General features: G+C 54.0%; 19 protein-coding genes. 16 read left to right on the forward strand and 3 right to left on the reverse strand.

The window, feature by feature from the left end; all coding sequences use genetic code 11:
- The 8 genes from POTG_RS16650 to POTG_RS16685 all read left to right on the forward strand — a co-directional run.
- Window positions 1-201, forward strand: a 201-nt coding sequence (locus tag POTG_RS16650; protein WP_232282329.1) for a Flp1 family type IVb pilin, incomplete at its 5' end; no start/stop codon positions are given.
- 2 nt (window positions 202-203) lie between these two features.
- Window positions 204-866 carry a TadE/TadG family type IV pilus assembly protein gene (locus POTG_RS16655; protein WP_009226012.1) on the forward strand — a complete coding sequence of 221 codons (663 nt, stop codon included), beginning with the start codon at window positions 204-206 and terminating at the stop codon, window positions 864-866.
- A gap of 22 nt (window positions 867-888) precedes the next feature.
- Window positions 889-3,102: a pilus assembly protein gene (locus POTG_RS16660; protein ID WP_009226013.1), complete on the forward strand. Its 2,214-nt coding sequence runs from the start codon at window positions 889-891 to the stop codon at window positions 3,100-3,102.
- Entirely contained in the window at window positions 3,071-4,147 is a 1,077-nt protein-coding gene (locus POTG_RS16665; RefSeq protein ID WP_009226014.1) for a hypothetical protein, read from the forward strand. The genes POTG_RS16660 and POTG_RS16665 overlap by 32 nt, the downstream gene beginning before the upstream one ends.
- A 19-nt stretch (window positions 4,148-4,166) precedes the next feature.
- Complete coding sequence (locus tag POTG_RS16670; RefSeq protein ID WP_009226015.1) at window positions 4,167-4,670, forward strand: A24 family peptidase; 504 nt, start codon at window positions 4,167-4,169, stop codon at window positions 4,668-4,670.
- A gap of 20 nt (window positions 4,671-4,690) precedes the next feature.
- On the forward strand, window positions 4,691-6,337 hold the full coding sequence (locus tag POTG_RS16675) for a DUF6382 domain-containing protein (protein ID WP_009226016.1): 1,647 nt from the start codon (window positions 4,691-4,693) through the stop codon (window positions 6,335-6,337).
- A gap of 122 nt (window positions 6,338-6,459) precedes the next feature.
- Window positions 6,460-7,497, forward strand: coding sequence for a FecCD family ABC transporter permease (locus POTG_RS16680; RefSeq protein ID WP_157273484.1), 1,038 nt, complete (start codon window positions 6,460-6,462; stop codon window positions 7,495-7,497).
- A complete protein-coding gene (locus tag POTG_RS16685) occupies window positions 7,494-8,528 on the forward strand; it encodes a FecCD family ABC transporter permease (protein ID WP_009226018.1) in 1,035 nt (344 codons plus the stop codon). Before POTG_RS16680 ends, POTG_RS16685 begins: the two co-directional genes overlap by 4 nt.
- A 72-nt stretch (window positions 8,529-8,600) precedes the next feature.
- On the opposite strand, the gene POTG_RS16690 is transcribed toward POTG_RS16685, so the two are convergent.
- Both POTG_RS16690 and POTG_RS16695 read right to left on the reverse strand, forming a co-directional pair.
- Entirely contained in the window at window positions 8,601-9,524 is a 924-nt protein-coding gene (locus POTG_RS16690; protein WP_009226019.1) for a TIGR01777 family oxidoreductase, read from the reverse strand.
- A gap of 83 nt (window positions 9,525-9,607) precedes the next feature.
- Complete coding sequence (locus POTG_RS16695) at window positions 9,608-10,081, reverse strand: DUF2621 domain-containing protein (RefSeq protein ID WP_009226020.1); 474 nt, start codon at window positions 10,079-10,081, stop codon at window positions 9,608-9,610.
- A 176-nt stretch (window positions 10,082-10,257) separates the two neighbouring features.
- On the opposite strand from POTG_RS16695, the gene POTG_RS16700 reads away from it, so the two are divergent.
- The 4 genes from POTG_RS16700 (at window position 10,258) to ppnP (ending at window position 15,057) form a co-directional block, all read left to right on the forward strand.
- Window positions 10,258-11,370, forward strand: a complete 1,113-nt coding sequence (locus POTG_RS16700; protein ID WP_009226021.1) for a deoxyribonuclease IV — start codon at window positions 10,258-10,260, stop codon at window positions 11,368-11,370.
- A 39-nt stretch (window positions 11,371-11,409) separates the two neighbouring features.
- Window positions 11,410-12,309 (forward strand): formyltetrahydrofolate deformylase, encoded by a 900-nt coding sequence (gene purU / locus POTG_RS16705; RefSeq protein WP_009226022.1) that lies wholly within the window; start codon window positions 11,410-11,412, stop codon window positions 12,307-12,309.
- A 312-nt stretch (window positions 12,310-12,621) separates the two neighbouring features.
- On the forward strand, window positions 12,622-14,646 hold the full coding sequence (gene tkt / locus POTG_RS16710; RefSeq protein WP_009226023.1) for a transketolase: 2,025 nt from the start codon (window positions 12,622-12,624) through the stop codon (window positions 14,644-14,646).
- Between the two features lie 81 nt (window positions 14,647-14,727).
- On the forward strand, window positions 14,728-15,057 hold the full coding sequence (gene ppnP, locus POTG_RS16715) for a pyrimidine/purine nucleoside phosphorylase (RefSeq protein WP_009226024.1): 330 nt from the start codon (window positions 14,728-14,730) through the stop codon (window positions 15,055-15,057).
- A 99-nt stretch (window positions 15,058-15,156) separates the two neighbouring features.
- Here ppnP and POTG_RS16720 read toward each other — a convergent pair whose 3' ends face one another.
- Window positions 15,157-16,044, reverse strand: coding sequence for an NAD(P)-dependent oxidoreductase (locus tag POTG_RS16720; RefSeq protein ID WP_036645985.1), 888 nt, complete (start codon window positions 16,042-16,044; stop codon window positions 15,157-15,159).
- A gap of 447 nt (window positions 16,045-16,491) precedes the next feature.
- On the opposite strand from POTG_RS16720, the gene POTG_RS16725 reads away from it, so the two are divergent.
- The 4 genes from POTG_RS16725 (at window position 16,492) to POTG_RS16740 (ending at window position 20,581) form a co-directional block, all read left to right on the forward strand.
- On the forward strand, window positions 16,492-17,847 hold the full coding sequence (locus tag POTG_RS16725) for a glucose-6-phosphate isomerase (protein WP_009226026.1): 1,356 nt from the start codon (window positions 16,492-16,494) through the stop codon (window positions 17,845-17,847).
- A 99-nt stretch (window positions 17,848-17,946) separates the two neighbouring features.
- On the forward strand, window positions 17,947-18,579 hold the full coding sequence (locus POTG_RS16730) for a YigZ family protein (protein ID WP_009226027.1): 633 nt from the start codon (window positions 17,947-17,949) through the stop codon (window positions 18,577-18,579).
- A gap of 5 nt (window positions 18,580-18,584) precedes the next feature.
- A complete protein-coding gene (locus tag POTG_RS16735) occupies window positions 18,585-19,181 on the forward strand; it encodes a TetR/AcrR family transcriptional regulator (RefSeq protein WP_009226028.1) in 597 nt (198 codons plus the stop codon).
- A 335-nt stretch (window positions 19,182-19,516) separates the two neighbouring features.
- Window positions 19,517-20,581 carry a sulfate/molybdate ABC transporter ATP-binding protein gene (locus POTG_RS16740; RefSeq protein ID WP_009226029.1) on the forward strand — a complete coding sequence of 355 codons (1,065 nt, stop codon included), beginning with the start codon at window positions 19,517-19,519 and terminating at the stop codon, window positions 20,579-20,581.
- The last annotated feature ends 28 nt before the right edge of the window (window positions 20,582-20,609 follow it).

Here is a 20,609-nt window from a genome sequence, read left to right on the forward strand (position 1 = left end):
GAAAACATGTTAACGGCAATTCGCAAAGAGATGAGAAGTTTTTGGCGTAATGAAGAGGGGCTTGGAATGCTGGAAATGATCTTGATTATCGCGGTGATCGTTATTATCGCTGCGATCTTCCGCAAACAGTTGAAGGCGATTATTGAGAGCTTGCTCGATAAAGCCAAGACGAAAACGGAAAACTTCATGGACGAGACTTAAGAATGAAGCTGTGGCAGGATCAACGCGGGGTCTTTACGGTTGAAGCTTCTTTGGTGCTTCCGTTGATTTTTTACACGGTGCTGATCCTTCTGTTCTTCTGTCTTTACCTTTACCAACAGGCGTTGTTGGGACAGGCTGCCATCGTTGCGGCGGAGCGAACCGCTTATACCTGGGATAACAGCTACCGGGACGGCTTAACCGGAGCCTATGCCGATGGGAAGTACGACTCCCTCTACTGGCGCCTGGGGGATGACGGGTTGCTGCAGGCGATTTTTGGCGGGGACGGCGGCGACAGGGCAGTGAAGCTGGCATTGCCTGCGGATGCAGGTGATGGAGAGGCTCAGTCGCTTCCGCTGAAGAAGCTGAATCGGACAGGGGCCAGGCTGCCTGAAGGCATCGACGGGGAGATGCGCTATGACAACCGGCTGCTGCTGCGCAAGGTAAGTGTTGCGCTGGATCGGTTCGTCCCGCTGGCTCCGTTGGAGGCTTGGATTGACGATATCCATCAGCGCAGCCGCGCGGAGTCTTATGTGGTCGAGCCGACGGAATGGATTCGGACCGTTGAGCTTGCGCGATATTATGGCGAGAAGTTCCGAAGCGGCAAAGGTGAAGAAGGAATGGACAAGCAGGAAGCGCAGGAAGCGTTGATACGGTTTGGAAAATAACCGGAAGGAGAAGGAGGCGGAGATGTCGGTGTTTTCACGGAATCGCTCGGAGCAAGGGGCGGTTACGGTATTTTTTATCGTAATTTTTGCCGCGGTGTTTGCGTTTGTCGCCCTGTTTATCGATTTCGCCCGCATGTTCGCTTTGCAAGCACAGGTGGAGACCTTGGCGCATGCGGCTTCGAGATCCGTCCTGTCCGCATATGATCGCGAGTTGGCTGAACGGTACGGCATATTTGCATACGGGCAAACGGACGGGAATTACATCATGTCGAAGGTGCTTCAAGACCAATTTGAGCTGGTCCGGCAAAAGGACGGGTTCCCTTTGCTAAATGCAAGGCTGGATTCCTCCACCGCCAGCTTCATGCATCCAATCGGGACTTACCCGGTGTTCGAGCAGCAAATTCGCGAGCAAATGAAGTATCGGGCGCCCATCGACGTTACCATCGAGCTGCTTAATCGCTTTAAACCGATGGCCGGAGTGATGAAGGAAGCCTCTAATACGGTAGATTTGCTGGGGAAGTTGCAGAAGCTTTACGACCAGCGGGAGGCCAAGCTTGATGAGCTCTTGGAGCTGCAGCGCCAAGCCGCCAAGACGGTGGAGTCTTATGCGAAGGTGCTGTCGGGAGGCGGCGGGAGCGGCAGTCTCTCCACGTTGGCCGATGCCACAGCCGAATATCCTGAATTTGTGAGCCAAGTTGAGGCGGATGAGGGCCTGGAGCCGGAGGATCGGATGTATACAGCGGAAATCAGCCGCTACCGTTCTGCAACCAGCGGGTTGTTTGCTGCATTGGATCGCGCTTTGCGTACTGCAGAGCAGAGGCATGCATCGTACCTGCCGCAGGCGAAGTCGCTGCTCGATGAAGCGCGGCGGATCAATGAGCAGATGCGGCAAACGATCGCGGAGGCGGAAAATCGCCCGGAACAAGCGGCCTATAACGAAGTATCCGTCGGAACGAGCACCCGCAGCGGCAGCTCGGATCCGGTTGGCGAGGGAGCGGCAATCACCGAGATCCGGGCTCAAGCCGATTCGTTGCTGCTGTCCGATGAGTTATTCGCCGGCCTAGCCTCAGATATGGATCGGCAGACCGCGGCATTCGCTGAACTCCGGAGCGTGGGAAGCGCGCTGCTGGCGCAAAGCGGCTCCGTATTATCCGCCACAACTCCGCCCAGCTCTTTCTCTTCGAGCGTGAATAGTGCTGTCAGAGTAAGTGATGCCTATCTGCGTCAATTCGTTACTTCCGGCTCAAGCAATGTTTTAGAAGCGAGTGCATGGAGATTGGATGCCCATCGGTCCTCTGACAAGGAGCGGAAGGCCACAGAGCAGGCGGCAAGTGCAACACTGAAGGATGCAGCCAGTTGGATCCGCAAGATCGAACAGTTCAAAAACGGATTAAGTGAACATCAAGCGAAATTCGATCAGCTGAAGGCGAAGATGGAAGCGAACCGTTCGTTGAACCGTTCCGTGGCTGGCGAGGAGGCTGGGTCTACGAGCGTAAACGATGATCCGAGCGAGGCAGGACGCACCTCCATGGGGATCATGGACAACATCTATGGCGGGTTGGCGGGCCTGATGGGCGGCATGTCGGATTCCGTTTATCAAATGGAATACGTTGCGAGTTATTTTCACTTCCTCGATGTCAGTGTCTTAAACGGTCTGTTTGAGGGCAAAGGCCAAACGGACCCGCTGGAAGTGATCCGCAGACAGCTGGCACCGGAAAGTCAAGAGGTCGAGTATATTCTGTACGGCGTGCATAATCCGGCGGGGAATATCGCGGCTGCGTTCGGGGAGATTTTTGCCATGCGGCTGGCCATTCGGACGATGGAGGGCTTAGTGAAAAATGCGGCAAAAGGCAATCCGCTGCTGGTTTTTGCTGCGGCCTTGCTGTACGGAGCGCAACATGCGCTGCAGGACATGATTTCTTTAACCCGGGACGGAAAGATTCAATTAAGCGACTATCTGAAGGTCGATCTGACCTACCGGGATTATCTCAGATTATTTCTGCTGCTCCATGGCCGGAGCGAACAACGATTGTCGCGGATGCTGGCCGTGATCGCGCTTAATACCGGGGTGGATCCGGCGGAACGGTCCACATATGTCCAAGGGAAGGTAACCGTGGCGATGCCGTTATGGTTTTTGCCGGGAGTAAGCAAAGCGCTGGGGAAAGTCGGCATATTGAAAGGTCATGTGGAAGGAAGCCAGTATTATGTGGCCAAGCAAGCGGATTTTTCATATTAAGGGAACGATGTCGCGCCGCTTCCGGAAGAGATTTTCGGAAGGAAGCATCACTCTGGAAGCCGCCCTAGTCGCTCCGGTGTTTGTGCTGGTTGTATTCTGGTTTGTTTTTCTCGTCCATATGACGCTGCTTTACGGACAACTGCATCTGACCGCAGCAAATGCTGTGAAACAGATCTCTGCTCATATTTATCCGGTGGCGCTCGCAGTCCAGGCTCAGCATAGTGAGGGACAAGAGGAGAAAGCTCCAGCCGCAAAGCCGGGTGATGAGAACTCAGGAGTTTCTTCGGCTGGGGGATCCGATGTCCCAGAGAGTACAACGGAAAGCGGTCCGTTTTCCTGGCAGATGCCGTCCCTGTCCCTGGAGGAATGGGCGAGGCAATATGCGTCCAACTTGCCGGAGCCGCTGTCGACATGGGTAATGGATGCTGCACTTAAAGGTGACGAACCGCTGCAGGAGCTTAAAACGAAAGTGTCCGGGGCCGTATTGGACCCGTTGGTCAAGCCGATGCTGCGCCCTTTTCTTCGCGGCACCCTGCTGGAAGAAGAACGTCTGCATGTCACCCGCGTTACGGTTCCGGATTTGAAGACGGGGAAGCAACCTTACTTTGGCCTCGAGTTAAGCTATGAGCTGCCTTTAAAGGTACCGCTTATCGGCCGGCAACTGGTGCTGCAGACAAGGGCGGAGGAGCGGTTGTGGATCGGCGACACCGGGGAGCTGGATCCCGGAGCTGGAAGCGGTGAAGATCAAACGGGTCAAGCGGCGGTCGTGATCGCTAAGCCCGACCCGGCGTACGCCGGACACCGAGCGACGGTTCTGGCTCAGGTTGCTCCGGGGTCAACCGCCAAGCTGACCGTGTATTACAAAAGCGGGGTCAGCCAAGCGAAATATTTGGGTGAGGCGACGGCGGATGACCAAGGCCAAATCAGCTGGACTTGGCTGGTCGGAGGAAACACCACGCCGGGGACGTGGAGTTTCGTGATTGAAACGGAGGAAGGCATACGTACGACGGCCACGTTCGAGGTGGTAAGCCCGCGTTCGCAATAGGAAAAGGAGTGAGGAACGGATGATTGAGATTTGGGGTTGTTTGCTGATGTTGCTTGCAGCCTTCGTAACGGATTTAAGAACGATGAAAATTCCTAACGTGATTACGGTTACGGGCATTTTCACCGGACTGTCTTATCACCTGTTAACGGACGGGTGGAAAGGCGCCTGGTTTTCAGCGGCCGGGGCGGCCACCGGGTTTGGGCTGATGTTTGCGCTGTATTTGCTTCGTGCGGTCGGAGGCGGCGATGTCAAGCTGTTTGCAGGAATTGGGGCCTGGACGGGCATCGCTTTAACTTTATCGACGATGATGTATTCGATATTGGCCGCCGGGTGCATCGGTCTGATCCTCTTGATTTGGCGCCGGGAAACCGGGCATCGTCTGCGCCGGATTGCCGGCAGCCTCCTTGGAGCGGCGATGCTGCGCAGCCCGGCCCCCATCCAGGCAGTCGCCAAACACCAACTTCAGTTTCCGTTTATGCTGGCTGTGGTGCCGGGAGCACTACTGGCGATTTACTATATGTAACGTATGGGGAGGGATGGAACATGCCGGAGCTGATTACTGATTTTGTCCGGGACGGCGGTACCTACATGATCCTGCAGACGCAGGAGGGGCTGAGGCCGGAAGATTTGAACCGCGTTCAACGCTCCATGCTGGCCGCGGTAACCGTACCAAATCTGCTGCGGCTTGATATCCGTGAAATCGATTATCAAATCAGCCTGCATTATGATATCACCGGAAAAAGAATGCTCTCCCAGTGCCTTCGCAGCGACAAGATCAGTATGCCGGAGTTTTACGGTTTACTGCTCCAGGTGGTTGCTGTACTGGAGGACAGCAAGAGGTATATGCTGTCTCCATCCGGTTTTTTATTGGATGAGACGTATATTTTTGTGGAGGAGCCGTTGTCCAGCGGGGCCATGTATTTTACATATATCCCTTGGAAGGAAGCGCCGCCCGAACCCCCGCTGTCTCAGTCGCTGCTATCGCTGATAACCCGGATGCTGACCTGTGTCTCCCGGGTCGAGGGGGATGGAATCCCGCAGTTGGTCCGATTATGCGGAGATGAGCTTTTTTCATTGGGAGAACTAAAAAAAATGCTGCTCAATTTATTGTCGGAGGAGCCGGACGCCAAGTCCATGGGCGGTGAGCGGGTTGGGGAGAGGAAATCTATTCTCAACGATCCGTCTCCAAGATTGGCAACGTCATCACCACTTTCGTCCCCCCGTTCTGCCGTCGTTAAGGAATATGTTCCTATTGGGGATCAGGCCGAATCGGGAAAATGGGCCGGGGCCGCTGCATCGAATGCCCATGATGCAACTGATGCAAGTTCAATAAGGGAAGCTTGGCCAGGTCTCGATGACGCGGAGGCAACGGGAGAGACGCGAATTAAACCAACCTACCTTGTACTAGGTCTCATTCTGGTCGATGCTTTAGGTTGGAAGTTTCTCTATCTCGATCGTCCCGGAACATTGGGGTTAGCGCTTGGCGCTATGCTTACCGTATTGTTAGGGGCGGCGGGGGTAGTGTTATGGCGTAAGTTTTGCAGCAGTTCCGCCAGCCTGGAGGAAGAAGAGGCGGAAGTTGATCACAAGGTGGCCTCCGGGCCGCTCGGAACTTCGCATTCGTTGGACTTCACGGACGAACGGCATTTTGGCTCATCATTCTTCGGCAGAAATGCCGCAATGTCGGAACGTTCGGGTTCTGCGGCGGAGGCCTCGATGGAGTCGTTTGTGCCCCGGCTAGGCCTTCCGGACATGATGATGGAGCCCTCCGGTTCCGCCATGCCTGAGCCGGAATCCGAAGCGAGGTTATCGCCGCCTACGGTTCTGCTGAGCCGGACCGGCCTGGCAGGACAGGACAGCCCGGCCCGTGAACGCGTTCCGCGCTATTACTTGGAGCGGTACGAGTCTTTCGGCGGTGCGGCGGAGCGAATTCCACTGACGCCGGGCAGCTTTGTGATTGGCCGCTCCGAAGACATTGCGCAATACGTAGAGAATACTTCTGGTGTCTCCCGTGCCCATGTGGAGATCTTGGTGACTTCGCACGGCTGTACCTTAAAGGATCTCGGTTCAACCAATGGAACCTACCTCAACGGGGAAAATGTGGCACCCTATAAAGAATATCCTTTGCAAGCTGATGACGTGTTCGTGTTGGCGGAAACGAGGTTTAAGTTTGGAGTGGAAGCGGCCTGAACTCAAATTTGAAATGACCGTAGATTCTCACCGGAAAAGCAGGTATAATGAACGAGAATTATTCTCAATTACAACTTATATACACGGCTTACTGGAAAATTGATTAAAGGATGGTTCTCGACATGTCTGCATTAACCCAATCTTCTAAGCCTCGCTTGCGCTCCCGTCCCTTGGCGGCAACGTTGATTCTGATCGGCGGCGCGGCGTTGCTGCTATTTGCGATCAGCCTCTCGATTTCCGTCGGGGCGGCGGATATTAAACTCGCGACCGTCTGGGATGCGTTGTTCCACTTTCAAGCGGAACAAACCCAGCATCAAATTATTATGGAGCTGCGTCTCCCGCGCGCATTAGCCGCTGCTATGATCGGTGCGGCGCTTGCGGTAGCCGGTGCGATTATGCAGGGGATGACCCGCAACCCGATGGCCGATTCGGGCTTGCTGGGGCTTAACTCCGGGGCCGGCCTGGCGCTGGCTATTTGCTTCGCATTGATGCCGGGAACTCCGTTCCTGCTGACCATGCTGTACTCGTTTATCGGGGCTGGTCTGGGCGCTGGGCTCGTATTTGGCATCGGCTCTTTGACCAAAGGAGGCCTGTCCCCGGTCCGGCTGACCTTGGCAGGCGCGGCTGTCAGCATGCTGCTGACCGCGATCAGCGAAGGCATCGCCATCTATTTTAAGATTGGACAGGATCTTGCCTTCTGGTACGCCGGTGCGATTGCTGGTGCCAACTGGTTGCAAATCAAGATGGTTTCGCCCTGGGTATTCGCAGGTTTGCTTTGCGCCTTGCTGCTGTCAAGATCCATTACCCTGCTGAGCCTTGGCGAAGAGGTGGCAACCGGTTTGGGTCAAAGAACCGGCTTAATCAAGGTGCTTGGCATGATCATCGTCTTGATCCTTGCCGGCAGCGCTGTTTCAATCGTTGGCGCGATCGGCTTTGTGGGCCTGATGGTTCCGCACGTCGCCCGTTTTCTCGTTGGCGTGGATTACCGCTGGGTTATCCCTTCCTCAGCGCTGCTTGGCAGCTTGCTGATGGTGTTTGCGGATATTTTGGCACGACTGGTTCATCCGCCGCATGAAACGCCGATTGGCGCGCTCATCGCTGTCATTGGAGTACCGTTCTTCCTCTACCTTGCGATGAAGCAGAAGGGGGGATTGGAATGAACCGGATCGAAGCTCCTTTGCATTTGCGGCAAAAAGCCCGCAAAGCTTATATCGTAATGACCGTATTTGCGATACTGATCATTGCGGTGTTCATTTTTAGCATGAACACCGGGTATATCCGGCTGTCGCCAATGGATGTATTTAAGACTTTGTTTGGAATGGGGACGGACAAACAAGAGCTGATTCTCTACGAATTCCGGTTGCCGCGGATCGTCATTTCCGTGCTCATCGGGATGGGCATGGCGGTTGCGGGCTGTATCTTCCAAGGGATTTCCCGGAACCCGCTGGCCGATCCCGGCGTGCTGGGGATTAATGCCGGAGCCGGCCTGGCGGTAACGCTGTTTATTTCTTTTTATCCGACGACGGCCAGTGCGCCCGTCTATTTGATGCCGGTCTTGGCTTTCCTCGGATCGGCTGGGGCAGCCACATTAATTTACGTGCTCTCTTTCAAAAAAAATTACGGGTTGCTCCCGATTCGGATGGTGCTGGTCGGGATCGCGGTAGCCGCTGGCATCAACGCGGCGATGATCGTGCTGCAGCTGCGGCTGCGTCCCGAGAACTTCCAGATGCTGCAGATCTGGTTGGTTGGCAGCATCTGGGGGACGTCTTGGAAGTACGTGCTGGCGCTGCTGCCTTGGCTGATCGTGTTGCTGCCCTACGTGTTCTTGAAGTCCCGCGCGCTGAATGTGCTTAACCTGGGGGATCAAACTGCAACAGGCCTCGGCACTTCGCTGGAACGCTCCCGTTTGGGCCTCCTGGCGGCTGCAGTTGGCTTGACCGGCTCCTGCGTTGCGGTGGGCGGCGGTATCTCCTTCGTTGGGCTGATTGCGCCGCACTTGGCCCGCCGATTGGTCGGGCCCAAGCATGAGTATTTGCTCCCGGCCTCCGCGCTGGCCGGCGGCTTGCTAGTGATCCTGGGCGACACGCTGGGCCGATGGGTCCTGCAGCCGGCTGAGATCCCAACGGGGATTGTGGTGGCGATCATCGGCGCACCGTATTTCTTGTACTTGTTAACGAAGTCTCGAGTGTAATAGATAGAGAGAAGCAAGATAAAGGCCCGGAGAACTGGATGTTCCAGTCCTCCGGGCCTTTTTTCATTGGGATTACTTCAGATCGGCGACGGCGGATTCCAGATCGGGGAAAGCGAAGGTGAATCCTGCGTCCAGCATAGCTTGGGGGATGACCTTCTGCCCCTCGAGCAGCAGCAAGGACATCTCGCCTAAACCCGTTCGGAGCACTGGTGCCGGGAGCGGCAGCCAGAAGGGACGGTGATGCAAGCGGCAGACCGTGCGTCCGAATTCCCGGTTCGTCACCGGCTGTGGACTTACCGCGTTCACCGGCCCGTGAATGGACGGATGCGTTGCACAATAATCCATCAGCCTTACCATGTCTCGCAGGTGAATCCATGGGACCCATTGCTTGCCGCTGCCGAGGCTACCTCCAAAGCCCAGCAAATAGGGCAGACGCATCAAGGGGTAAGCGCCGCCATCCCGCCCCAGCACGACTCCGGTGCGCAGCTTAACAAGGCGGACTCCACGGAACTCCCGGTCCGCCGTCTCTTCCCAGGCCGCAGTCACCTCGGCGAGAAAATCGGGAGGCGGCGATGGGATCGCGGTGCTCTCGTCAAACGCTTCGGTGAACGAGGGGCCGTAGATCCCCACAGCGGAGCCTTGCACGACAACCTCGGGCTTTCGCTTCATTCGCTCCACGGCGCGTGCTGCCGCCCGGGTGGACTCCAGGCGGGATTCCAATATCCGCCGTTTCGCCTGCTGTGACCACCGCTGGTTCAGCGTAGCTCCGGCCAGGTTGACGATCATTGAGGCGCCATCCAGCAACGAGGGGGTCTGCTCAACCTCCGCCCATGTCACCGAGGTAAGCCTCTCATTCCTATAGGTCGCCTCTTGCAGCCAGCGATTTCCCTTGGCCGTCCTCCGCGTAACGACCATAACCTCATGTCCAAGGTCCAGCCAATACTCGGCTAAAGCCCGGCCGATAAACCCCGATCCCCCGAAAATGACCGCTTTCATGCGGCAAAACCTCCTTCATGCAAAAACATCCAGCAACCTAGTGCAAAACAAGGTGCCGGATGTGATTTTGCGCGGGTAGATGTTTATTTGTTCATTAGATGTTGGTAAGGGCGATAATCGATCTGATTTTTCTCCAAAAACTTGACGAGGAACTTGTTGTCGCGTTTCGGCGTGGCTATGATATAGCCTCGGATGCAGTGCTCCTGCGTAACCTCGGAGGCGTTCTCCTGCACCGCGATTTTGCCGATCTCGGCGGCAATCGAATGCTTGGCGATATCCCGGAACGGCCCCGGAACCGGCTCAACCAACCGGTCGAGGAATGCCTTGGTCTCGTCAGTCCAGAGATGGCGGCTCTTCTCAACCCAATAGTTCTGCCAATCCAGCTTCGACATGCCGTCCGCCTTCGGGAGCACTTTCAGGAATTTGCGGAACATAAAGTAACCGCCGATCGCCATCATGCCTAGCAGCACGAAGCCCCAAAACGCAATACTGTTCATAAACCAGCGGTTTGGGCCTTGGGCGGTCAATATGTAAACGGTCGTTTGCAGCACATTCATCACCTCGGAACGGATTTCGCTTTTCGCGAAAAATTCAGCTATTATGAATAGTAGAAATTAAATCTTTCAAATCAGAGATAATCAGCTAAAATTATACCTTATTTCTTTATTTATTTCAGCATTCAAGCTAAAATAGGTTTGTTTAGCGATTTAATGTCCAAAAGGGGGAAAACACTTTGCTGAAAATTGGTTCCCATGTTTCGTTCTCGGACAAGGGCCTGCCCAGCGCTACGGCCGAGGCGGTGAGCTACGGCTCCAGCTCGTTCATGATATACACCGGGGCACCGCAAAACACGCGGCGTAAACCGATTGAATCGATGAATATTGAAGAAGGCAAAGCGGCGATGGAGCAAGCCGGGATCGGCGAAATCGTGGTCCATGCGCCTTATATTATCAATTTGGGTTCTTATAAATCCAACACCTATCAGCTCGCAGTTGACTTCCTGCAGGAGGAAATCCGCCGCACGCATGCGCTTGGTGTACGTAACATCGTGCTTCATCCCGGCGCTTTTACGGACAAGGATGCCGAATATGGGGTGAACCGCATTGCAGAGGGACTAAACGAAGTCCTGAACGGAACCAACGAAACGGATGTGTGCATCGCCCTGGAAACGATGGCCGGCAAAGGCACAGAGGTAGGGCGGAGCTTCGAGGAGATCGCGCAGATTATCGACAAAGTCCAACACAACGAGCGGTTAACGATCTGCCTCGATACCTGCCATATCCATGATGCGGGGTACGATATTGTCAACGATTTGGACGGGGTACTGAAGAAGTTCGATGACACGATCGGATTAAAGCGGATTGAAGTCGTTCATATCAATGACAGCAAAAATCCGGTAGGCGCGGCCAAAGACCGCCATGCACCGATTGGCTCCGGCTGGATCGGATTCGAAGCGATCAATCGCGTTGTGCACCACGATGCGCTGCAAGGCCGGCCGTTCATTCTGGAGACGCCTTGGGTCGGGAAGGATGCGAAGACGCAACGTCCGATGTACGAAGTGGAAATCGCGCTGCTGCGGGGGAACGTTGCCGAACGGTTTGGCGATGCCTTCCTGAGCGATGTGGAGCGTTTGGCTGACTTTTTCGCCAAGCAGGACATCCATTCGCGTTCCTTTGTGTTAGACACGTGGAATCTGCTCAAAAACGACGCCAAAGCGAAAAAAGCGGACCCGCGTGAACCGATGGAACGCTTATACGACCTTACCGTGGAAGCAAGCTTATTCCCGGATCTGACGGAAGAGCAGATCAACCATCGCCTGGTGGCCTGGTTCGCCAGCGGTAAATAAGATATAGATAACACAAGAAGCAAGGGGATCGGAAGAACAATGGATACACATGTCAAAACGGGCGGACAACCCGTAAAGCCTTATGAAAGCAATCGTGCGCGCATGCTGATTTCCTGTCCGGACGGACCGGGGATCGTTGCGGCCGTATCCCGCTTCCTGTATGAGCATGGAGCGAATATCGTGCAATCGGACCAATATACGATGGACCCCGAGGGCGGGATGTTTTTTATGCGGATCGAATTTGATTTGGACGGATTGGACGGGCGGATCGACGCGCTCAAAAGCGATTTTGAAGCGATTGCTTCGCAGTTCCGGATGCAGTGGAACATCTATCAGCTCAGCCGCAAAAAGAAGCTGGCCATCTTCGTGTCGAAGGAGGATCATTGCCTCGTCGAGCTGCTCTGGCAGTGGCAGGCCGGCGACCTGGACGCTGAAATCTCTATGGTGGTGAGCAACCATCCGGATATGAAGGAGTACGTCGAGTCGTTTGGGATTCCGTATTACCATATCCCTGTGACGCCGGAGACCAAACACGAAGCGGAGCAAAAGCAACTCGAGATCGTTAGCGGCAAGGTTGACCTGATCGTGCTGGCGAGATACATGCAAATTCTCTCTCCGGCCTTGATCGAGCCGTACCGCAATCGTTTGATCAACATCCACCATTCGTTCCTGCCTGCTTTTGTCGGGGGAAAACCGTACGCCCAAGCGTATAACCGCGGGGTAAAGATCATCGGTGCCACCGCGCATTACGTGACGGAGGAGCTGGATGGCGGCCCAATCATTGAGCAAGACGTGCAGCGTGTCAGCCACCGTGACGATGTGAGCGAGCTGAAGCGCATCGGCCGCACCATCGAACGGGTCGTGTTAGCCCGGGCAGTGAAATGGCATATCGAAGATCGGATTTTGGTGCATCAAAACAAGACGGTTGTGTTTAACTAACCGGCCGTGCAGTTTCCATTCGAGCAAAGAAAAACCGGCATCCCAGACGGCTTGTCATGGGTGCCGGTTTTTTGCTATGATTACGCTCCCCGTAATACATAGTCACCGGCATAAACGGCGGATGAGTAACTAAATCAACTCAAAATATTTCATTCGCGAGAGAAGGTTTGGGAATAATGGTATGGAAAAGGGGAGAAGGAAGTGCTACAATAGATAAAGTCAAAATGATTTATTCAAAATGATTGTTTTGTAACCGCAGCGTTAAGGTTTCATGAGTTTCAAGATTTTTTCATCATTAAGGAGGAAATACGAATGCCACTTACAGACAACAATTCGATCGACAACCTCTCGATCACCACAATTCGTACGCTGGCGATCGACGCGATCGAAAAAGCGAAATCCGGTCATCCGGGCATGCCGATGGGCTCTGCTCCGATGGGTTATCAATTGTTCGCCAAAACGATGGTCCACAATCCAGACGAACCAACCTGGATCAACCGCGACCGTTTTGTTTTGTCCGCCGGCCACGGTTCCATGCTGCTGTACAGCTTGCTGCACCTGTGCGGTTATGACCTTCCAATGGAAGAAATCAAGCAATTCCGTCAATGGGGCAGTAAAACGCCAGGCCATCCAGAGTATGGTCACACTGCAGGCGTTGATGCAACAACCGGTCCGCTGGGCCAAGGCTTGGCCATGGCCGTTGGGATGGCGCTTGCCGAAACGCAACTGGCTGCGACCTACAATAAAGGCGATTTGAAAGTGATCGACCACTATACGTACGGCATCTGCGGCGACGGCGACCTGATGGAAGGCGTAGCCAGCGAAGCCGCATCGCTTGCCGGCCACCTGAAGCTGGGCAAATTGATCTTCCTGTATGACTCCAACGACATCTCGCTGGACGGTAAGCTGAACCTTAGCTTCTCGGAAAACGTGCGTCAACGCTTCGAAGCTTACGGCTGGCAAACGCTGCGCGTCGAAGACGGCAACGATCTGGCTGCGATCGAAGCGGCGATCGAAGAAGCGAAACGCGACACCGAACGCCCAACGCTGATCGAAGTGAAGACGATTATCGGCTACGGCAGCCCGAACAAGCAAGGGAAAGGCGGGCACGGCGGTACGCACGGCTCCCCGCTGGGACCTGAAGAAGCGAAGCTGACGAAAGAGAACTATAAATGGGTTTACGAAGAAGATTTCTATGTTCCCCAAGAAGTGCGCGAGCATTTTGCCAAAGTCAAAGAACGCGGTATTGCGGCATATCAAGCTTGGCAAGAAACGTTCAAGCAATATAAAGCACAATATCCGGAGCTGGCTGCTCAATTCGAGCGTGCGATCGCTGGTGACCTGCCTTCCGGTTGGGATGCGAAGCTTCCGAAATACAGCCCTTCGGACAAAGCCGTTTCGACTCGCGTCGCTTCTGGTAACGCGCTGAACGGACTGGCTCCGAACGTGCCTCAGCTGCTGGGCGGCTCCGCTGACCTGGAAAGCTCGACGATGACGCATCTGAACGACCTGGCCATGTATACGCCGGAAACCCGCGATGGCCGCAACCTGTACTTCGGCGTGCGCGAGTTCGGCATGGCTGCGGCGATGAACGGCATCATGCTGCACGGCGGCTTGAAAGTATTCGGCGGTACGTTCTTCGTGTTCACCGACTACCTGCGTCCAGCTGTACGCTTGTCCGCTCTGATGAAGCTGCCGGTGACTTACGTGCTGACACATGACAGTATCGCGGTTGGCGAAGACGGCCCAACGCATGAACCGGTTGAACAACTAGCTTCCCTGCGCATCATCCCAGGCTTGACGGTAATCCGTCCGGCAGACGCCAACGAAACATCCGCAGCATGGGCTTATGCAGTAGAAAATAAAGCGAATCCGGTGGCCCTGGTGCTGACGCGTCAAAACCTGCCGATCCTGGAAAACACGGCTGAAAAAGCACGCGAAGGCGTGAAGCGCGGCGGTTACGTTGTATCCGATGCGAAGGACGGCAAGCCGGTGGCTCAGATCATTGCTACAGGCTCTGAAGTTCAGCTGGCGATCAAAGCCCAAGCCGCATTGGCTGAAGAGGGCATCCATGTACGCGTCATCAGCTTGCCAAGCTGGGATCTGTTTGACAAGCAAGATCAAGCTTACAAGGACTCCGTCATCCTGCCGGATGTCAAAGCCCGCGTAGCCGTGGAAATGGCGCATCCATTTGGTTGGGAACGTTTTGTCGGCGAGAAAGGCTCGGTCATCGGCATCGACAAGTTCGGGGCATCCGCGCCTGGCGACAGAGTGATCGAAGAGTATGGCTTTACGGTTGAGAACGTCGTTAGCCACGTGAAAGCTCAATTGAAATAATTTTAGTGTAAGTTCAACAAGTCGGGTCAAGGCCGACTTGTTGAACAACCTCTTGTTAGGGGATGGAAGGGAGAGGGGAACGTGACCCAGCAACTGCAAAATGTGACTGTAGATAAGCAAGCCAACATCTATTTCGACGGCAAAGTCACGAGCCGGACCGTATGGCTTCCAGACGGAAGCAAACTGACGCTGGGGATCATGCTCCCCGGGGAGTACGAATTCGGCACGGATTCGCTGGAAGTGATGGACATCTTGTCCGGGGACCTGAAGGTGCTGCTTCCGGGCGAAACGCTGTGGCGCGAAATTAGCGGGCGTGGAACGTTCACCGTTCCCGCCAAGTCTTCCTTCAAGCTGGAGGTGCGCAGCGTCACCGATTACTGCTGCTCCTACGGGGCAGGAGCCGAGGCGTAGCAGCCTCCTGGCGGGATAACCAAAAAGGCAGGTATCAGCGAATGAACGACAACGCTGAACCTGCCTTTATGTTCCTCTCCTGTTGGAGCGTCTTTCTGATTATTCGCCGATTTGCTTGCCAATCCAGGCTTCATACACTTTGACGATGGAGGAGAGGTCCTCATCGCCGAAGCCTTGGGTTTGCCCCGCTTGGAACAGGCTCTTGGCCAGGTTCAGCATCGGGGCCGGGATGCCGGAGCCGTCGGTTAGCGCAGACGCGAGCTTCAAGTCTTTGAGCATCAACGCCAGCGAGAATTGATTCGTAAAATCATGCTCTATGATTTTGCGGCCTTTGAGCTCTGCGGCTTTACTGCCGGCGGAGCCCAACTGGACGAGCTCCAGGAAGCGGTCGGCCGGCAGACCCGACTTGGCGGCGATCGCAAAGCCTTCGGCCAGCGCCAGGTTGTTGATGCCAACGATGGTGTTGTGGGCCAGCTTGGCGACGGCGCCGCTGCCGTTGTCACCCATGTGCAGCACTTTTTTGCCCATCGTGTAAAACAGATCCGTTACTTGCGCCAGCGTCTCCGCCGAGCCGCCGACCATAAAGACGAGCGTGCCGTCGATCGCTGCCGGCGAGCTCCCGGTGACCGGGGCGTCAAGGAACGCGCCGCCAAGTGCGGCTACCTGTTTAGCCAGACGTTGCACGAGCGCCGGTGAGATGGTGGAGCAGTCGATGACGGTCGTTCCGGGCCGGATTCCGGCTAAGACGCCGTTTTCCCCTTCGTATACTTCAGCGATGGAATCATCGTTGCTGACCATGGTGATGACAACGTCCGCTCCGGCGGCGGCTTCCTTTGGTGAAGGGGCAACGGCGGCACCCAATTCGGCTAACGGCGCTGCTTTAGAGGCGGTCCGGTTAAATACTGTTACAGGATAACCTGCGCGAAGCAGGTTCGAAGCCATCGGTGCACCCATCGTCCCGAGGCCGATAAATCCGATTGTTTTCAAGTTCGTCACCAACTTCCCATAAGAATTGAACATCATTTAATTATTTTAGCACGGGTTGTGGAAACCTGTATATTGTGCCCTTGTCATCGCTGGGAAATTACAGTATCCTAGGTTTAAGTTATTTGAGGCGGCGTTCAGCCCGGGTTTTTTTAAGATATCAGAAAGTATAAACTTCGGGGCATTGGCATCCTGATATCGCAAGAAAAACTTCCGCTAAACGCGGTCTGTCTTCCTAGAATATACGTCGATAGACGTTTTTCTTAAGATATCAGAAAGTATAAACTTCGGAGCTTCCGCTTCCTGATATCGCAAGAAAAACTACCGCTAAACGCGGTCTGTCTACTTTGAATGTACGTCGATAGACGTTTTTCTTACCAGACAGTATTGAACGTTTCCTCTTGGATAGGGCCAGTTAAGATAAATATTAGACGGAGGAGAGTATCAGCTATGTCCAAAAAAGTGACTTTTGACTACAGTAACGCCCTGCAATTCGTTGGACAACATGAAATCGATTATTTTGCCGAGCCTGTTCGCGTTGCTCATGAGCAATTACATAATGGCACCGGGGCAGGTTCCGACTTCCTGGGTTGGATCAACCTGCCGACCGATTATGATAAAGAAGAGTTCACCCGCATTAAGAAGGCTGCGGCCAAAATCCAAAGCGATTCCGATGTCCTGATCGTCATCGGGATCGGCGGCTCCTACCTGGGTGCGCGCGCCGCAATCGAATCGCTGTCCCATTCGTTCTATAACCTCTTGCCGAAGGACAAGCGTAAGACGCCGGAAATTTATTTTGCCGGGAACAACATCAGCTCCACTTACGTGAATCACTTGCTTGAACTGATCGAAGGCAAAGACTTCTCCGTGAACGTCATCTCCAAATCGGGGACGACCACGGAGCCGGCGATCGCTTTCCGTATTTTCCGTGCGGCATTAGAGAAGAAGTACGGCAAGGAAGAAGCGCGCAAACGCATTTACGCGACGACCGACAAAGCGAGAGGTGCCTTGAAGAAGCTGGCTACCGAAGAAGGCTACGAAACATTTGTGATTCCGGACGACGTTGGTGGACGTTATTCCGTATTAACTGCGGTTGGCCTGTTGCCGATTGCGACTGCAGGTATTAATATTGAAGAAATGATGCAAGGTGCTGCCGACGCACAGAAGGAATTCAGCAACCCGAACCTGGCTGAGAACGCAAGCTACCAATATGCGGCTGTCCGGAACGCTTTGTACCGGAAAGGGAAAGTCACGGAAATTCTCGTGAACTACGAGCCTTCCCTCCACTACGTATCGGAATGGTGGAAGCAGCTGTACGGTGAAAGTGAAGGTAAGGATTACAAAGGTATCTATCCGGCATCGGTTGATTTCTCCACCGATTTGCACTCCATGGGCCAATTTATCCAAGAGGGCAACCGGAACATTTTTGAAACAGTCATTCAAGTAACTGAGGTGCCTAGCCACATCACGATCGAATCCGATCCGGCGGACTTGGACGGCTTGAACTTCCTGGCCGGCAAAACGCTGGACTTCGTGAACAAGAAGGCGTTCCAAGGTACGCTGTTGGCGCATACGGATGGTCAAGTACCTAACTTGGTTGTCAATGTGCCGGATTTGACACCGTACTCCTTTGGTTACCTGGTGTATTTCTTTGAAAAAGCCTGCGGTATCAGCGGATATCTGCTGGGCGTAAATCCGTTCGACCAACCGGGTGTAGAAGCGTACAAGAAGAACATGTTTGCGCTCCTTGGCAAACCGGGGTACGAGAAGGAAAAGGCCGAACTCGAAGCGCGTCTTTCCAAGTAATATAGGTAATTTCTATTAAATGTTTATCAGCGCCAGAAGCAGTTCACCGGCAAGTTCCGGAGGAGCTGCTTCTTGGCACATTCATAAGGATGGTCTCATATGCTAGAAAAGTACAAGACGGTCAGGCAATCCGGAGAAAAGGAAATCGTCATCAAGAAATCAAGGTTTATCGGGCACGTGAAGCCGGTGGAAACCGAAGCTGAGGCGCTCCAGTTTATCGAGGAAATCAAGAAGAAGCATTGGAACGCTACGCACAACTGTTCCGCTTATATGATCGGGGAACGGGACGAAATCCAGAAGCAATCAGACGACGGAGAGCCAAGCGGTACGGCCGGGAAGCCGATTTTGGAGGTGATCAAAAATCAGGGCCTCAAGAACGTGGCAATCGTCGTAACCCGGTATTTTGGCGGGATTATGCTGGGGGCGGGCGGCCTCATCCGTGCGTACACTGACGGAGCTGTCGCAGCGCTCGAAGCAGGAGAAGTGATCACCCGCGTATTGCATCAAGAAGTGTTTGTTGAACTGGATTACACCTGGCTGGGCAAAGTGGAAAATGAACTGCGGAACCGTGGCATCCGTAAGGGAGAGACGGTGTTTGCGGATAAGGTGACATTATGCTGTCTGCCGCTTCATCCGGAGGCAAGCGCCTTCATGGATTGGATGACCGATTTGACAGGGGGTCAGGCCGTGATGACGGAAGGTGACAAGGTTTATTTTATTGAAGGGGAATAAGGCCTATGGCAAGAAGAGCAGTTGATCAGGAGTTGTCGAGAGAAAGAATTATGGAAGCGGCCCGTCATTTGTTCATTACCAAAGGGTACCGCGGAATATCCATGAGGAGCATCGGTCAGCATTTGGGATACAGCCACGGCTCGCTATATTATCACTTCAAGGAAAAGGCCGAATTGTTTTACGCCATCGTGGTAAAAGATTTCGAGTCGCTTACCCACCTGTGCGAGCAAGTGACAAAACGACCGCCAGCCGACGGCCTCACCAAAGCGGAACAGCTGATGCTGGAGTTTATCAAATTCGGCTTGGAGCATCCGCACCAATACGAAATCATGTTTATGCTCAGGGATGAGGAGATCCTAGCATACTGTCGCAACGAACAAGCTAAATGTTTTAATATGTTCGAGTCGCTCATTCGCAGTTTTCTGCAGGAAGAGAAGCATCCGCTGGAGAAGCATCCGTCTCTTCCGCTCAGTATGTTTTTGGGTATGCATGGATTTATCTCTTACTACATCCAAGATCGGCTGACCTTTGAAGAGATTAAGCCGGCTGCTGTCGCCCACGTAAAGTTGTTAAGCCACAGCGTTTACCGTATAACGTCATAAGGCGTTTTTGTTTTCACTTCGCACTTTATCCAATTACACCAGTATAGCATCAATACTTTATAACACTAATTGACAAAACCGGCCATTCCGAGCTGAAGTTCATCGGGAAGTGCCGGTTTTCGTTTGGGTTTTGGCGAAAAAAAGCCGTACTCCCGCTTGGTTACTACTTTTTTTCAGATTGACGGAATGCCTAGGGTTTGGTAATCTATTCTTAACATTAATCCAAGTAAATTTATCAGAATTCAACGAATGATTGAACGGATTCGGGCAGCATTGAGAGGAACGGCAGCAACTTGACTTGGGCTTTCGAAACTGGAAAGGATGTGGGGTTTGGCATGCATGTAGAAGTGCGGAACTTAAATAAGCATTTTGGCAGCTTCCATGCCGTTCGAGATGTTAGTTTTGGCATCGAAAAGGGGCAATTAATCGGCTTGCTGGGGCCGAGCGGCGGCGGTAAAACGTCGATTCTTCGTATGCTCGCAGGTTTGGAGCAGCCGGATGAAGGGGAGATTCTGTTCCATGGACAGCGGGTCAATGAATTAAAGCCGCAGGATCGCGGAATCGGCTTCGTATTCCAGAGTTATGCCCTCTTCAAGCATATGACCGTATTCGATAATATTGCTTTTGGGTTGCAAGTGAAGAAAGTACCGAAGGCAGAAATACGGAAGCGGGTGATGGAGCTGGTTGAGCTGACCGGGCTGAGCGGATTCGAGCACCGCTACCCGCATCAGCTGTCCGGCGGGCAGCGACAGCGGGTCGCTTTTGCCCGGGCCTTGGCTCCGCAGCCGCAGCTCTTGCTGCTGGATGAGCCGTTTGCGGCGATCGACGCAAAGATCCGCCAGGAGCTGCGGTCGTGGCTGCGCGAGTTGATCGAGCAGGTGGGCATCACCTCCATCTTCGTCACCCATGACCAGGATGAAGCAATTGAGGTTGCCGATGAGATTATGATCATTAATCAAGGTCGGCTGGAGCAGAAAGGGACGCCATGGGATATTTATAAGGAGCCGCAGACCCCGTTTGTCGCCTCGTTTATCGGCCAATCGACGCTGGTGGAGCGCGCCGCCGATCTGAAGGGCTTCGAGGAAGAATGTGGAGGGCTGGCGACGAAAGCCTTGATCCGTCCGGAGTATATTGAAGTGGGCACTGAGCACGAGTTTACGCTGTTATCCGCAACCGCTCCAGGTGTGGTGAAGCATCTTCACTTCCGCGGCAGCGAATGGCTGGTGGAGGTCGAGGTCGGCGGACATACGCTGACGACCTTCCGCTCCCTGGAGAAGGAAACGTTGAAGGCAGGACAGGAAGTGCGCGTGCTGGTGCACCGCGCTTATCTCTTTGACGACGAACGAAGCTGGATTCTTGAGAATCCGCTGAAGCGTGAACCGCTCAGCGTGATCATTTAAATCTAAAGGGCTGTATCAAGGAAAGCGT

The organism is Paenibacillus sp. oral taxon 786 str. D14 (assembly GCF_000159955.1).
In the GTDB taxonomy this organism is placed as follows: Bacteria; Bacillota; Bacilli; order Paenibacillales; family Paenibacillaceae; genus Fontibacillus; species Fontibacillus phoenicis.